Consider the following 13,953-nt stretch of genomic DNA (forward strand, 5'->3'; position numbering starts at 1 on the left):
TGAAAACATACAGTGCAGACCAATACCGGGGCAAAACCCGCGAAACCCGCACCGCCTCCCGCGAAATCGGGTCTCTCACAATTAGGGTGTTTGTGTGTGGCGCCTCGACAGAAAACCAGATGACGACGACCTTTCGTCGAGTGGCTCCGGCCTGCCCGCGGGCACGCACGAAGGTCGCCACGAGTCCTTCGACCCCCGAGTCAGCAGCACCCCCAGCAGCACCCCCGGCAGCACACCGGTTCCGAGCACACCCGGCAACACGGGCCAGCCCAGTCAGTCCGTCGCCGCGCACAACCTCGCCGCCCCGCACTCCGTGAGTCTCGGCGACCCGAACCTCGTCGCCGGCAACATCGCCGAACCGGTCTGGCAGCGCTGGCGTGACGAACTCGACTCCCTCGGCGGCAACTCGCCGCTGCTGCACTTCAGCGACAGCCCGCGCTCCCGCATTGAACTGAGCGCCACCCACCCGGGCGGACTGCCGCAGTTCATCACCGGCAAGACCACGCTGCTCTCCAACCTCATTCGCGACGAGCTCGCCCTGCGCAACGCCCGCCTGGCCGCGAACGAGATCACCCAGAAGGGCATCGAGCTGCGGTCGATGCGCGGCATCGAGAGCGTCAACCTCGCGATCGGCCTCGCCGAGTGGTCGCACAATGACATTGACTACACCGCGCCGGTGCTGCTGCGGCCGGTCGCCATCCGTCGTTATGGCCGCGACTACGAGCTGAAGCTCAAGGGCCAGCCGGTGCTCAACCCCGAACTCGCCCGCGCGCTGCACGACCAGTTCCAGATCGTGCTCGACGCCGACGCTTTCGTCGCGCTCGCCATCACCAACGGGGCTTTCAAACCGCAACCGGTCATCGACCGGCTCCGCGGCCTCACCTCGCACCTGCCGTGGTTCAACGTGGTGCCGCGACTCGTGGTGTCGTCGTTCGCCGATGTCGGCCGGGCGCTGGCCGCGGACGCGACGAACCTGGAGCATCCGCTGCTCGACGCCATCGCCGGTAATGCGAACGCCCGCGCCGCGATCGAGGGTGCCTACAACCCGGTCGTGCCGATCGGCCAGGACGCCCGGCCGCCGGCGACCGACACGCTGCTGCTCGACGCCGATCCCGAGCAGGAGAACGTCGTCGCTCAGATCGCCGCGGGCAACTCCCTCGTCGTGAAGACGCTGCCCGGCACCGGCGGCACCCAGACCATCGTGAACGCGATCGGCTCCCTCATCGCCCAGCACAAGCGCGTGCTCGTCGTCAGCGCCCGTCGCTCCAGCCTCGACGGCATTGCCCACCGCCTCGTGCAGGTCGGCCTGCCCGGGGTCGCGGTGACGCCGCGCACCCTGCGCCGCGATCTGATCCAGTCGATCACCCGCAATGAGAAGGCCGCCCAGCCGCGGGTCAGCGACGTTGACGACGCCCTCGTGCGCCTGCGCAAGGTGCTGCTCGACTACCGCTCGGCGCTCACCCGCCGGGATTCCGCGCTCGGCGTGTCGGTGCTCGACGCACTCGGCGAACTCGCCCGCCTCGCCCAGCTGCCCGCGCCGCCGTCGACCACCGCGCGCCTCGACCGACACGCCCTCGAACTGCTCGCGCACAGCCGCGGGGCCGCCGCCGCGACGCTCATCAAGGCCGCCGCGCTCGGTGAGTTCCGCTACGGCCCCGGCGACTCGCCCTGGTACGGCGCGTCCTTCACCTCGACAGCGGATGCCTCCAGCACTCACCAGCTCGCCAAGCGCGTCAACCAGGTGGAACTTCCCCGACTGCTGGAACGGGCGAACGGCCTCGTCGGCCAGACCCGGCTGCGCGCCTTCGAGACGATCGCCGAACTCGGCATCTACCTGCGCCTGCTGCTCGACATCCGCGAAACCCTCGACAAATTCCAGCCGTCCGTCTACGACCGGCCGCTCACCGAGCTGATCGCCGCGACCTCGTCGCGCCGCGACTCGCCCGATATGACCTCGGCCAGCCGCCGCCGACTGCGCAAGCTCGCCGACGAATACCAGCGCCCCGGCGTGCGCGTCAACGACATGAACGAGAGCCTGCGCCGCATCCAGCAGCAGCGCACGCTCTGGCAGCGCTACGCCGCCGCCGGCGTGACGCCCGAGGTGCCGGTCGGCATCAACGACGTGCACGTCGCCTTCCAGCGCGTCTCCGAAGACCTCGGCCTGCTCGACGTGCCGCTCGGCAACTCCGGCACCACCCGCGCCCTGTCGACGCGTCCGATCAAGGAACTCGTCTACACCGTCTCCGGGCTCGCTGCCGAGAGCGAGGTACTCGCGAACCTGCACGAACGCACCGCGCTGCTGGCCACCCTGCGCGAGAGCAACCTCGACCCGCTGATGACCGACCTGTCCCAGCGCCACGTCGCCGAGGACAACGTCGCCGCCGAACTCGAACTGGCCTGGTGGCAGTCCGTGCTCGAGACGATGCTCGGCAGCGACCGGGCACTGCTGAACGCCAACACGCAGGTACTGGACCGCCTCGAGGCCGACTTCAAACTCGTCGACGAGGCGCACGCATCCGCTACCGGCCAGCTGCTCGCCTGGCTGCTCGCCGAAACGTGGAAGATCGGCGTCGTCGACTTTCCCGAGGAGGCCGACCAGCTGCGCCGCCTGCTGCGCGCCGATCGGGCCACGCCGACCCGCCTCAACGAGGCGGCGCCGCACCTCGGCCGTGTGCTGGCCCCAGTCTGGCTCGCCTCGCCCTACGAGGTCGCGGGCCTGACCGACCGGATGACGTTCGACACCGTCCTGCTCGTCGACGCCGGTGCCACGACCCTCGCCGAGAACGTCGGAGCGATTCGTCGCGGCCGCCAGGTTGTCGCCTTCGGAGACCCCGTCACCCAGACGCCGAGCGCGTTCGAGACCGGCATCGGCGAGCTGCCGGACACGAAGATCGAGCCCGAAGTCACCGTCGACGCCCTGCACGCCGACAGCGCCCTGGCCCGCCTCGGCGAGCTGCTGCCCACCCTGACATTGACCCGCAGCTATCGGGCCGGCGGCGAAGACCTCGCCGAACTCGTCAACCACCGCTTCTACGGCGGCCGCATCGACTCGCTGCCCTGGGCCGGCAGCTTTCTCGGGCACGGCAGCCTCACCATCAACTACGTCGCCGGCGGCCACGGCATGCCCGACGCCGACAGCGGCGCCATCGAGAGCGTCGACGCCGAGGTCATCAAGGTCGTCGAACTCGTCATCGACCACGCCGTCAAGCGCCCGCGGGAATCGCTCATGGTCATCACGGCGAGCAGTCGGCACGCCGTGCGCGTGCAGCAGGCCGTGCTGTCCGCGTTCGCCAAGCGCACCGACCTGTCGGACTTCATCCTGAAAGACCGCGCCGAACCGTTCACGGTACTGACCCTCGAGCAGTCCGTCGCGCAAAGCCGCGACCGGGTCATCTTCTCGATCGGCTATGGCCGCACCCCGCACGGACGCCTGCTGTCGAACTTCGGGTCGCTCGGTGAGCCCGGCGGCGACCGCCTGCTGGCGATCGGCATGACCCGCGCCCGCCGCTCCATGGACATCGTCTCCTGCTTCCGTCCCGACGACATCGACTTCGACCGCCAGCGGCACGGCATCCTCGCCCTCGCCCAGGTGCTCAGCGAGACCGAGGCCCGTCGCGACGAGGTACAGGTGCCCGACGCGACCGAGGCCATGCTCGTCGACCTGGCCAGCCGGCTCGAACGCCGCGGCCTGACCGTGTCGCTCGGACATCGCGGCAAACTCGCCCTCGCGGCCTCGTACGGTGGACGCGCCGTCGTCGTCGAAACGGATGCCGTGGTCGGCCGCGCAAGCCTGCGCGAGTCCCTCAGGCTGCGCCCGGAGGTGCTGCGCCGCCTCGGCTGGCACTACCTGCGGGTGCACAGCTTCGAACTCTTCAGCACCCCCGATGCCGTCGCCGCGCGCGTCGCCGCGCTCATGGGCGTCGCGCCGGTGGGTACCCCGATGGGCGGCATCCCGGCCAAGGGCGGAACTGCCGCCGCAGCTGAGACGGTCGTGCTGGACACCGCGCCGATCGCCGTACAGCGCCCGGGCCAGCAGTGACCGCATCGGCAGTGACCAACTCCGCAGCGTCGGGCGCTGCAGCGACGGGTGCTGACGGGGCTGAGGCTTCGGCCACGGCCGTCGATTCACCTGCTGCAGCAGGCCTGAATGGCGGCACGCTGCGGCAGCCGATCGTCAAGCAGCCCGGCCGGTCGCGCCGCGCCAAGTTGCTGCCCGCGCCCGACACCGACCCTGACCCGCACCCCCCGGTGCTGCGCGAAGAGGGCGGCGTGGCATCCGCTTCCCCCGGAAGCCGCAGCGCCAACGACGCCCAACTGCGCCAGGACCGACCGCCACACTGGTAAGGCCCACCCGTCACATCCGTCCCCTGATATCTCGAGGGCCGGTGCTGAGTTGCGGACAACGCACCGTCGTCACGCCAACGAAGGTGCGTTCTCCGTAACTCAGCAGCGTGGCGGCCTGCGCGCGGCCCGCGTGGCAGGTGCCTGGGCAAGTTGTGGTGCGCTGCGCGGGTGTTGCGCCGCTGCGCGGTACCTCCGCCGCTGCGCGGTAGGTACGCCAGGGTTCGTCCTTGGCGTTCTTGGGCTGCGCGGAGGTGCGTCGGTGCGCGGTCTGGTGGCGAGGCATCCGCTCGCCGACGCCCGCGCCCTCTGAGACAGCGGATGCCACCCCCGGGTCTCCGAAATCGGCGCGAGATACGGAAAAACCACCTTCGCTGCGAGATCGAAGGTGGTTTGTCCGTAAGTGAGACGGCGGCGCTACGGCGGCGCTACAGGGTGTGCTTGGGGGCGTCCGGCGCGGCCGAAGACCCGGCAGAGGCGGCGGCCGCCGCGGCGGTGCGCGCCGCGGAATCGACCGCGCCGGCGGCGAGCAGGTCGCGAATCTCGGTGAGCAGGTCGAGCTCGGTGGTGGGATCGGCGACATCTTCGACCGGGATGCCCGCGTCGCGGCGACGGTCCTGGGCCGCGCGCAGCCGGCTGATCGGCATGACCAGCACGAAGTAGACCACGAATGCGATGAGCAGGAAGTTGATGACTGCGGCAATCACGGCTCCGAAGAGCATTCCCTCACCTTCAATGCTGCCAGGCAGCGGCACGATCAGGGCCTTCTCCAGTGACGACGCGTCGAACAGTGACGCGATCAGCGGGGTGAAAACCGAGCCGACGATCGCCGTGACGACCGCGGTGAACGCGGTACCGATGACAACCGCGACGGCGAGGTCGATGACGTTGCCGCGCATGATGAAGGCCTTGAAGCCGTTCAGGGTCGGACCGGCGATTCGGGCCCCGCCCTTGACGATGGCGGCGGGACGGTCGAGCAGAATGGCGGCGCGCTTGGCGGCGGGGGAGATCATGGGATGCTAGCTCGCTTTCTTGGCGGGGGCAGACGAGGTGGAGGGCGCGCTCGCGGGCTTCGTGCTGGCAGCGCTGTCCTTCTTGGCCGGCGTGGCGGTGCTGGACGAACCCGAGTCGCTCGACGAGGAGGCAGAGGACGACGACGAGTCAGACGACGACGACTCGGACTTCTTCTCGGCCCGCAGCCCGCGCTTCGCGTCGGACTTCGAGTCGTTGCTGTAGAAGCCCGACCCGCTGAACGTGACGCCGATCGACGAGAATACCTTGCGCAGCTTGCCCTCACAGGTGGGGCACACCGTGAGCGAACTGTCGGTGAAGGACTGCTGGATGTCGAAGGCGGTATCGCACTCCGTGCAACGGTAAGAGTAGGTGGGCACTGGGATCTTTCGTGTGGGAACCGGCAAGCAGATGCCTGCCGAAGGATTGGTCGGAAAGAGTAAGGGGGTCTGAGAAGAAAATCAGAGCGAGAGCATCAGAACGCGATGATGCGGGTGGGGGTGATGAGGCCGTTCACCGGCTGGTCGTGCACCTCGCGGGGTACCTCGTCGAGGAATTCGGAGTCGTACACGACGGCATATACCGGCGGGCATTTCTCCATCGAGCCGAGGGTCTTGTCGTAGTAGCCGCGACCCCAGCCCATGCGCAGGCCGGTCGCGTCGACCGCGGCGGCGGGCACGATGATGAGGTCGACGTCGTTGATCGCGATCGGGCCCAGCAGGGTGCCGACGGCCTCGGGCATGCCCGCGACGCCCTCGAATTCCTGCTGCGTCTCGCCGACGGTCCAGTCCAGCAGGCCGTCTTCGCGGGACACCGGGAACAGCACTCGGAGCCCCTCAGCCTCGGCCCAGTTCAGGAACGGGCGGGTGCTCGGCTCGTTCTGCCCGGACAGGTAGCAGGAGATCGAGCGCGCGCTCAGATCGAGCACGATGCCCTGCAGGTTCTGCGTGAGCCCTGCGGTGGCGGTTTCACGTTCCGACGAGGTCAGATTCTGGCGGCGCTCGCGCAACTCGGCACGCAGCGCCCGCTTTCGGTGACCAACGGAGGAATCCATATTTCAATCCTAGATGGCGATAACCTGAACCCCATGAGTACATGGATCACGAAGGCCGTCATTCCCGCCGCCGGGCTCGGCACCAGGTTTCTGCCCGCGACCAAGGCGATGCCGAAGGAGATGCTCCCCGTCGTCGACAAGCCGGCGATCCAGTACGTCGTCGAGGAGGCCGTCGCCGCCGGGCTGAGCGACGTACTGATGGTCACCGGGCGCAACAAGAACGCCCTCGAGAACCATTTCGACCGCATGACCGAGCTGGAATCCCTGCTCGAGAAGAAGGGCGACGCGACCCGCCTGGCCAAGGTGCGCGAGTCGAACGAACTCGCCGACGTGCACTACGTGCGCCAGGGCGACCCGCGCGGCCTCGGCCACGCCGTGCTGCGCGCCAGGATGCACGTCGGTGAGGAGCCGTTCGCGGTGCTGCTCGGCGACGACATCATCGATGCCCGCGACCCGCTGCTCAGCCGCATGCTGAGCGAGTCCGGCAAGCGCAACGCCAGCATCGTCGCGCTGATGGAGGTCGACCCGGGGTCGATCCACATGTATGGCGCGGCCGCGATCGAGACCACCGACGATCCCGACGTGGTGCGCATCACCGGGCTGGTCGAAAAGCCGTCGCAGGCGGATGCCCCCTCCAACCTCGCCATCATCGGCCGCTACGTGCTGCGCCCCGAAGTGTTCGACGTTCTCGAGCACACCGCCCCGGGCAAGGGCAACGAGATCCAGCTCACCGACGCCCTGCAGGAGATGGCCGTCGACGTGGAGGGCACCGGCGGAGTCTTCGGCGTCATCTTCCGCGGCCGCCGCTACGACACCGGCGACCGCCTCGACTACATCAAGGCCATCGTGCAGCTCGCCGTCGAACGCGACGACCTCGGCCCCGAACTGCGCCCGTGGCTGAGTGAGTTCGTGTCGACGCTGAACCCGGAANAGAACTGCGTCCGTGGCTGCACGAGTTCGTCGCAACCCTCGAGCTCGACTCCGAGCTCGAGGGCGCCCTCGACCCGCTCCTGAGCTGACAGCCACGCCTCAGCCCACCCGGCGGGGCAGCCGACCCACCCACCCCGGCCCGCTGCCTCGCAGGGCGCGACAGTTAGGACTGGGGGCACCCTCACCGGGGGTGAACGGCCCCCCTCGTGGCTTCGGCTGCGCTGGTAGCTTTTAGGACATGAGCCCCGAAGCGCCCACGCCGCCTCGTCGAAACCATCCGATGAAACCGTGGACTCGGCGCGGGCGGCGGCATCAAACCTGTGCGGAGTGGTTCGACGCGAACGTCAAGTTCATGTGCCTGGGCCTCACCGCGATCGCCGTGTTCACCGTCGCGGTCTACGCCCTCAACTCGGGCGAACCACAGGGCACGGCCAACCTCGCGGGCAGTTCCTCGACGGTCGACGGCCCCGACGCCGACACGCTGCAGGTCGCCGTGATCGGCGATTTCTTCACCGAGTGCGCCGAGACGGATGCCTGCACCGACGGCAACGCCACCGGCGCCCTGGCCACAGAACTGGGCTGGAACCTGCACTTCTTCACCGAACTCGGCAGCGGCTATATCGGCGACGACACCGCAACGAGCACGTTCGGCGATCGGGTCGACGCGGTCGTCGCCTCCGCTCCCCAGATCGTCATCGTGCAGGGCGGGCGCTACGACCGAGAGGCCCTCGACGCGTTGCCGGCGGCTGCAGCAGATGTGCTGACTCGCCTGCACGAGGGCCTGCCCGATTCGGACATCGTCGTGATCGGACCGGCGTCGCCGTCGGCAACCATCGGGCCCAGCACCGCGAATATTGCCTCCGGTGGCGCCAGTACCGCTGCGGCCCTTGCACGGGCGGCGGAATCCGCCGAGATCCTGTCTGCGGCCGCAGAGGCATCCGGTGCCGCCCTGTTCATCGACCCCGTCGCCGAGGGCTGGTTCGTCGGCGTTGATCCCGCCATCATCTCCTCGGACAGCGTCTATGCCACCGCCGCGGGGCATGCGTACCTCGTGGACAAGCTGCTCCCGCTGCTCGCCCCGTTGCGCAGCTGAGCGACCGGCCCGGCAGGGCGGGCCTGCACGCCGTTGCGCGGCGCCGGTCTACCCGACACGGCGCCGGCGTCAGAAGCGCTGTCAGAAGCGCTGTCGTAAGCGCAGTCGTGAGCGCCCCACGACGATGGCTCCGGCCACGACCAGCCCGGCTCCGAGGCCGAGCGGCACGAGGGTGGTGCCGGCCTGGGCCAGCCGCCCCAGCAACCCGGCGTTGTCCCCCGTCGACGCGGGGGGCTGCCGCGACGACGGATCGCCGACGACGACCATGAAGTCAAGGTCATCCTGGCGGTTCTGGAAGATATTGGTCGCTTCGAACGGAAACTCGATCTGCACGAGGTAGTGCGCGGTGCTCTGCGCGCCCAGCACGGGGAGGTCATAACCGCCCTGTATGACCGCCAGCGGCCCGTCGAGGATGGTCATCTGATCGCCGGCGCAGACGGGCAATCTGGCGGCCGTCCAGTCCAGGCTGCAGTGCAGCAGCTGCGCGTGCAGCCCATGTTCGGCATCCGTCATCAGCCGGCCCAGGGTGGTCGATGCGAGACTCAAGCGCGCGGGCATGTCGAAGGTCGCTGTGTTGGTCAAGGTCACGAACCAGGAGACCTCGTCGCCGGGTGCAAGGTTGGTGAAGCTGTCGGTGACGGCCGTGGTGGTGACGCTGAAGAAATCGTCCGCTTCGACGGCGACGGATGCCCCGGCCGGCGCGAGAGCACCGCCGAGGACCGCGAACAACGCGGCCGCGGCGAAGACCCTGCGGCGACCCGGGGAGGCGGGGGTCAGGCGCATCGCGCGGCTCCGGCGGAATCGAGGGTCAGCTGCACGGTCGTTGAGGCGAGCCAGGCATCGAACGGTTTCGCCGACACGGTCAGCAGGTAGACCGTGCCCGGCACGAGGTCGTCTGCGTCGAGGAGGGCCACCGGGCCAGCGCTCCGCACGGTCTGCGCCGCGGGCGTCGTCGCCACGGACGCGTCCCGCAGGGTCACCTCGTAGCCCAGGTCCGGGGCGCCGGCCGCGGGCACGGCCCACGTTACGGTGAGGTCGGAACCGGCCAGGCCGCAGGCGAGGAGGCTCGGCTGCAGGGCAACCGGAACGGACACCGCACGGCCGGCGGTGACGTCGGTCGCGAAAACGGCGAGGGTCGTGGTGGCCGGGAGGGTCGCGAGCGCCCCGGCTCCGAGCAACACAATCGCGCACAGCGTGGCGACGCGCACGAACCGGTGGCGGTGCACCGGGCGGGGCACGCGCACCGGATGCGGTTGTGCGGTGTCACCACGGGCCACGAGTTCGTGGCCCAACATCGCGGGCCAGATGCGCACGGCGGCGCGGTAGGAACCGTTCGGGGGCAGGCGTACCAGGCGCAGGCTCTCCAAAGCGCCAGCCGTTGGCGCCCGTCGACCGCGTGTCCGCTCGGCCACCCCGCGAAGTCGGCGAGGCTCGGCAAAGCGCCGATCATGCAGCCGAGTCAACCAGAGTGCCAGCGGGTGCGGGTCGAGCCCGCGGGCGTGCCGCCAGCCATACAGGGCAGGGGCGACCGAACCGAACGGCCCGGCAGGCCGCGCGGGCGCTGCGGCCAGTGGAAGCGCTGCGGCCAGTGCAGGCGCTGCAGCGAGTGCGGGCACCGACCCCGACGGGCTCCGGGGCCGAACCGAGACGATCAACATGCCGCCGACAAAAAGCCCGATCAGAAAGACCCACTGCGGTTTCTGCGCCTCCTGCAGCACATACCCGAGGCCGTTGGCGTGCCACAGGATGCGGTCGGCCTGGGCGAGAACGTAGGGGTCGGCATCCGCAATCGCGTTGGCATCGCCGCGCATGGTGAGGGCGACCGATCCCCAGCCGAGATCCTCGATCGCCTCGACCCGGTGGGTGACCCGGGTGCCGGCCGCATCGGTGGCGCTGATGATGTCGTTCACGCGAATATCGGCGGCGGGCACCTGCTGGGCGATCGCCAGCGCGCCGGTCTCGATCAGCGGTGCCATCGAACCCGAGCGAAAGATCAGCGGGGTGATGCCGAAGAACACGGCGGCGAGCGCGGCCAGGATGCTGATGACCCCGAGGATCGCCCCGAGGGTCAGGCCGACCTCGCGGGTGAGGTGCAGGGTGCGAGCCAGGTGGCGACTGTGGGTCATAGGGTGGCCTGTTCCGCATCAAGACGGATGCTCAGGGTCGGCGTATCGTTTTGATCGATCGTGGCGTGTGGCGCCCTTATAAGAGGTACGAAGACCCGCACGCAGACGGCGAGCGTGCCCTGCGGGGCAACAATCGGCGAGGTCATGGCGAGCGCGGCCGACTGCCCGAAGACGTGGGACGATCCGGCCAGGGGCGCCATCGACGTGACGTCGCAGACCTGGTCGAACGCGGCGGCAACGAGGAGCTCGCCGCGCAGGGCGGTGAGGCCGGCGTCGGGGCTGGCCTGGGCATCCGTCGCCGCGAGCCCGGCAGCCCGGGTGGCGTCGAAGGCGAGGGCACTCACCCGCAGCGGGATCTGGCCCACGTTGTGCACGACCAGCTCGGTCAGCACGCCGGCGCCTCCCGGGTAGAGCGCGTCGGCGCTGCTTTCGGGAATCAGGTAGCCGGCCGACACCGTCTGGCCGTTCGCGCTGAGGGCGAGGTCGAGGTTTCCGGTGGAGAAGGTCGCCGCGACGCTGCCCGACTCGGTCAGCGTGGCACCGGTGCCGTAGACACCGATGCCGAGCAGCGCGAACAGCGACAGCACGACCCGCACACGCGGAACCGCCCGCCGGCGCAGTGGTGCGCCGGGCAGGGGGTCACGTTCGGTGTGGGGCACGCTGGCCTTTCGGACGGCTATTTGACGGCTGTCTGGGTGGCGACGAAGTCGAACCTCAAGCGCAGGGTCTTGTTCATCAACTTGCTGTCTTCGGCATTGTTCTCGGCCACGGTGCCACCGGTGGCGCCCGGCAATGCGACGCGGAAGCAAAAGATGTCGCGCACGGGCGCAGCCAGAGTGCTCTTGGTACCAGCCAAAATCGGCGACACGGGAAGAACCAGAGTGTTCACAGCACTGACGGGCACCGTGACCAGCGGTGTTCCTGCGGCCGCCGCCGCGGCTTCGACCGCTCTGAATCCGACGCCGTCATCCTTGCAATCGTCCAAAGCGCTGACCCGGATCACCGAGATGTTGAGCGCCGCGGCCAACCACATACTGTTCGTCGTAACCGCGGTGTCCACCTTCGGCGCCACCGTATAGGAGAAGTCGATGGTGCCCAGGTTATTGACGATGAGCGGCCTGTAGACCGTAGTGCCGATCTTCGCGTCCGTGACGGCGAGCTTGGAGACGTAGGGCGTCGGCGTGCCTTGGGCCCCGCCGTCGAAGGCGATGTCGACGTTGCCCGTACTGAATTCTGCGGAAACGGAACCCTCATCGGTGAAGGCAGCAAAAGTGAGGATGGTGCCCAGGCCCAGCACGGCGCCACTGGCGAGCACGGCACGAAGCGGGAAGCGTTTCAGGAGGGACGTCGGAGCGATAGTCACGGTGCTGCCTCTCGGTTCTCCAGGGGGTGTGTGACTTGACCCAACGAAGACCAATCCCCCCGGAGCCTCTACCGTACGGTGAGACTTGACTGGGGGTCGAGGGTGGGGCTACCCCCACTGTTAGCGCCCCCACTTTCCAAGACCCGCGCTGTCCACCCCCGTCTGTCGGGCAGCGGATGCCGCATCCCCCGCCACAGCCCGCCCGCGTCACCCCCAGCCGCGGCCGACGCTGCGCTGATATTTTTTTGGGGGCACTCGAAGTGGAGCACCCCGGCCTGAGCAGACCACGACCCGGCGGCACGTCCTCGATCCGGCCGTCGCGTACCATTCGACGGTGTTCACCCCGAAAAAACCGCGTTCCCGCCGGGAAAGCGTGGTTTCGGGGCCGGACTCCGTCGAATGGTACGCACAGGCGGGTGCCCGACACTGGGAGCATGCGCCAGTTCCTGAGCTTCTTCGGCGGCTCGGCCGTCGGGCTGCTCATCGACCTCGTGGGCTTTCAGCTGCTGGTGTCGGCGGGGCTCGCGCCGTGGCAAGCCAATGTGATCAGCTCGATGCTCGCGCTTACCACGGTGTACTTTCTCGTGGCCCGTTTCGCGTTCGCGGCCGCGGCCCGTCTGCGCACCTACCTGCTGTTTTTCGTCTGGTACGCCAGCAACATCGTGGTGTTCTCGAGCCTGATCCAACTCGCGGTGACGCTGACCGACGGGCCGCCGTTCGGGTTCAAGCTCGCGAGCATCCCGGTGTCGTTCGCGGCGAATTACCTCTTTACCCGGGTGCTGTTTCGCCGGGCCACGCCCCCGGCTACCTGACAGTAACGCGCGCGCCCGTGACTATTCATGAGGGCGCTGACTTGTTAATGCATCGATCTGCCTGCGAAAAGCGGATGCGTGATTCGGGAATGCAGAAAGATATCCAACCATAAACATCCCGATAAGAACAGGGGGTGAGAATATAAGCGTGCCTCACTAAGCTCACCCCGTTAGCCGGATAAGGGAGCTCAAAGTGGCACAAAAGCTTGTCAAACTATTTGTGGATGACCTCGACGGTTCGGAGGCAAACGAAACTATTCGTTTCGGCTTTGAAGGCGTCACCTATGACATTGATTTGAGCGCGTCGAATGCGCAGGAAATGCGCGACACCATGCGTCCTTTCGTGGAGCATGCCCGTCGTGTGGCGCGATCCGCGGCTGCGCGCACGGCCGCATCCCGCACCGCCGGGCCGCGCTCGGTGTCGGCGAGCCAGCGCCGCACCGACCTCGCCGCCGCTCGGGAATGGCTGCGCGCCCAGGGTGAGACGGTCAGCGACAAGGGCCGCATCGCCGCGGCGCAGCTGGAGAAGTACCGCACCGCCGTCACCGACTAACCCGGCTGCGCTTGTTATTCTGGGTCGGTGCGCACAGACTTCGAGCCGACCCAGATTCCGCCGCGGGAGTTCTACCGCCTGCTGACATCGGTGGTCGTGCCACGGCCGATCGCCTGGGTCTCGAGCGTCTCTGCCGCGGGCGTGGATAACTTGGCGCCGCACTCATTCTTTACCGTGGCATCCGTCTCGCCGCCGATCATCATGTTCACCTCGGTCGGTAAAAAGGACACCCTGCGCAACATCGAGGCGACCGGCGACTTCGTGGTGAATTTCAGCCCCGCGAGCCTGTTCGAGCAGATCAATGCGACCGGCACGAACTTTACCCCCGATGTGAGCGAGTTCGACCGGGCGGGCCTCACCCGGGAGCCGAGCCGCACGGTGCGGGCGCAACGGGTGCTCGAGTCCCCGACGGCGCTCGAGTGCCGGCTGCACCGCACCATCCCGATGGGCGACTGCACGCTGGTGTTCGGCGAGGTCACGCATGCGGTGGTCGATTCTGCGGTGCTCGACGGGGTGCATCCGCGCATCGAGCTGCTCGACCCGCTGTCCCGGCTGGGGCTCGACGAGTGGGGCACGATGGGCCCGATCCGCGAGATCACCCGCATTCGCGCCGCCGACTGGCCCGGCCACTTCGTTCCCTCCCACGAGTGAGCAATAAATGCACTTCCCG

14 protein-coding genes are annotated in these 13,953 nt (G+C 68.4%); 7 read left to right on the forward strand and 7 right to left on the reverse strand.

Annotated features, from left to right (window positions below; all coding sequences use genetic code 11):
* The first annotated feature begins 94 nt into the window (after nt 1-94).
* The gene (locus D6T64_RS18190) at nt 95-4,039 is read left to right on the forward strand and encodes an AAA family ATPase (protein WP_377010137.1); all 3,945 of its coding nucleotides are present in this window, start codon (nt 95-97) and stop codon (nt 4,037-4,039) included.
* Nucleotides 4,040-4,050: 11 nt separating this feature from the next.
* Nucleotides 4,051-4,344, forward strand: a complete 294-nt coding sequence (locus D6T64_RS18195) for a hypothetical protein (RefSeq protein ID WP_233551375.1) — start codon at nt 4,051-4,053, stop codon at nt 4,342-4,344.
* A gap of 425 nt (nt 4,345-4,769) precedes the next feature.
* On the opposite strand, the gene mscL is transcribed toward D6T64_RS18195, so the two are convergent.
* The 3 genes from mscL to D6T64_RS18210 form a co-directional block, all read right to left on the reverse strand.
* On the reverse strand, nt 4,770-5,354 hold the full coding sequence (gene mscL / locus D6T64_RS18200; RefSeq protein ID WP_119976096.1) for a large conductance mechanosensitive channel protein MscL: 585 nt from the start codon (nt 5,352-5,354) through the stop codon (nt 4,770-4,772).
* Nucleotides 5,355-5,360: 6 nt separating this feature from the next.
* Nucleotides 5,361-5,732, reverse strand: a complete 372-nt coding sequence (locus tag D6T64_RS18205; RefSeq protein WP_119976097.1) for an FmdB family zinc ribbon protein — start codon at nt 5,730-5,732, stop codon at nt 5,361-5,363.
* A gap of 95 nt (nt 5,733-5,827) precedes the next feature.
* Complete coding sequence (locus tag D6T64_RS18210; protein ID WP_119976098.1) at nt 5,828-6,406, reverse strand: 5-formyltetrahydrofolate cyclo-ligase; 579 nt, start codon at nt 6,404-6,406, stop codon at nt 5,828-5,830.
* Between the two features lie 33 nt (nt 6,407-6,439).
* On the opposite strand from D6T64_RS18210, the gene galU reads away from it, so the two are divergent.
* Nucleotides 6,440-7,420, forward strand: a complete 981-nt coding sequence (gene galU, locus D6T64_RS18215) for a UTP--glucose-1-phosphate uridylyltransferase GalU (protein WP_119976099.1) — start codon at nt 6,440-6,442, stop codon at nt 7,418-7,420.
* Between the two features lie 196 nt (nt 7,421-7,616).
* Nucleotides 7,617-8,429: a hypothetical protein gene (locus tag D6T64_RS18220; protein WP_119976100.1), complete on the forward strand. Its 813-nt coding sequence runs from the start codon at nt 7,617-7,619 to the stop codon at nt 8,427-8,429.
* 81 nt (nt 8,430-8,510) lie between these two features.
* Here the strand turns inward: D6T64_RS18220 and D6T64_RS18225 are convergent, their stop codons facing one another.
* The 4 genes from D6T64_RS18225 to D6T64_RS18240 are packed head-to-tail and all read right to left on the reverse strand — an operon-like array spanning nt 8,511 to nt 11,918.
* Entirely contained in the window at nt 8,511-9,212 is a 702-nt protein-coding gene (locus D6T64_RS18225) for a hypothetical protein (protein ID WP_119976101.1), read from the reverse strand.
* On the reverse strand, nt 9,203-10,555 hold the full coding sequence (locus D6T64_RS18230) for a hypothetical protein (protein WP_119976102.1): 1,353 nt from the start codon (nt 10,553-10,555) through the stop codon (nt 9,203-9,205). The genes D6T64_RS18225 and D6T64_RS18230 overlap by 10 nt, the downstream gene beginning before the upstream one ends.
* Nucleotides 10,552-11,214: a hypothetical protein gene (locus tag D6T64_RS18235; protein WP_119976103.1), complete on the reverse strand. Its 663-nt coding sequence runs from the start codon at nt 11,212-11,214 to the stop codon at nt 10,552-10,554. The genes D6T64_RS18230 and D6T64_RS18235 overlap by 4 nt, the downstream gene beginning before the upstream one ends.
* Nucleotides 11,215-11,231: 17 nt before the next feature.
* A complete protein-coding gene (locus D6T64_RS18240; protein WP_147364611.1) occupies nt 11,232-11,918 on the reverse strand; it encodes a M73 family metallopeptidase in 687 nt (228 codons plus the stop codon).
* A gap of 434 nt (nt 11,919-12,352) precedes the next feature.
* Here D6T64_RS18240 and D6T64_RS22710 point away from each other — a divergent pair, with 434 nt between their 5' ends.
* From D6T64_RS22710 to D6T64_RS18255, 3 genes are all read left to right on the forward strand, one after another.
* Nucleotides 12,353-12,730 (forward strand): GtrA family protein, encoded by a 378-nt coding sequence (locus D6T64_RS22710; RefSeq protein ID WP_158594916.1) that lies wholly within the window; start codon nt 12,353-12,355, stop codon nt 12,728-12,730.
* A 193-nt stretch (nt 12,731-12,923) separates the two neighbouring features.
* On the forward strand, nt 12,924-13,283 hold the full coding sequence (locus D6T64_RS18250) for a histone-like nucleoid-structuring protein Lsr2 (protein WP_119976106.1): 360 nt from the start codon (nt 12,924-12,926) through the stop codon (nt 13,281-13,283).
* A gap of 27 nt (nt 13,284-13,310) precedes the next feature.
* On the forward strand, nt 13,311-13,934 hold the full coding sequence (locus D6T64_RS18255; RefSeq protein ID WP_119976107.1) for a flavin reductase family protein: 624 nt from the start codon (nt 13,311-13,313) through the stop codon (nt 13,932-13,934).
* The last annotated feature ends 19 nt before the right edge of the window (nt 13,935-13,953 follow it).

The sequence above is a fragment of the Cryobacterium melibiosiphilum genome (assembly GCF_003602235.1).
Taxonomy (GTDB): Bacteria; Actinomycetota; Actinomycetes; order Actinomycetales; family Microbacteriaceae; genus Cryobacterium; species Cryobacterium melibiosiphilum.

Coding starts and splice junctions, on each gene's coding strand:
- mscL (WP_119976096.1), bottom strand. CDS start 5,354: ATGATCTCCCCCGCCGCCAAGCGCGCCGCCATTCTGCTCGACCGTCCC.
- D6T64_RS18210 (WP_119976098.1), bottom strand. CDS start 6,406: ATGGATTCCTCCGTTGGTCACCGAAAGCGGGCGCTGCGTGCCGAGTTG.
- D6T64_RS18220 (WP_119976100.1), top strand. CDS start 7,617: ATGAAACCGTGGACTCGGCGCGGGCGGCGGCATCAAACCTGTGCGGAG.
- D6T64_RS18225 (WP_119976101.1), bottom strand. CDS start 9,212: ATGCGCCTGACCCCCGCCTCCCCGGGTCGCCGCAGGGTCTTCGCCGCG.
- D6T64_RS18230 (WP_119976102.1), bottom strand. CDS start 10,555: ATGACCCACAGTCGCCACCTGGCTCGCACCCTGCACCTCACCCGCGAG.
- D6T64_RS22710 (WP_158594916.1), top strand. CDS start 12,353: ATGCGCCAGTTCCTGAGCTTCTTCGGCGGCTCGGCCGTCGGGCTGCTC.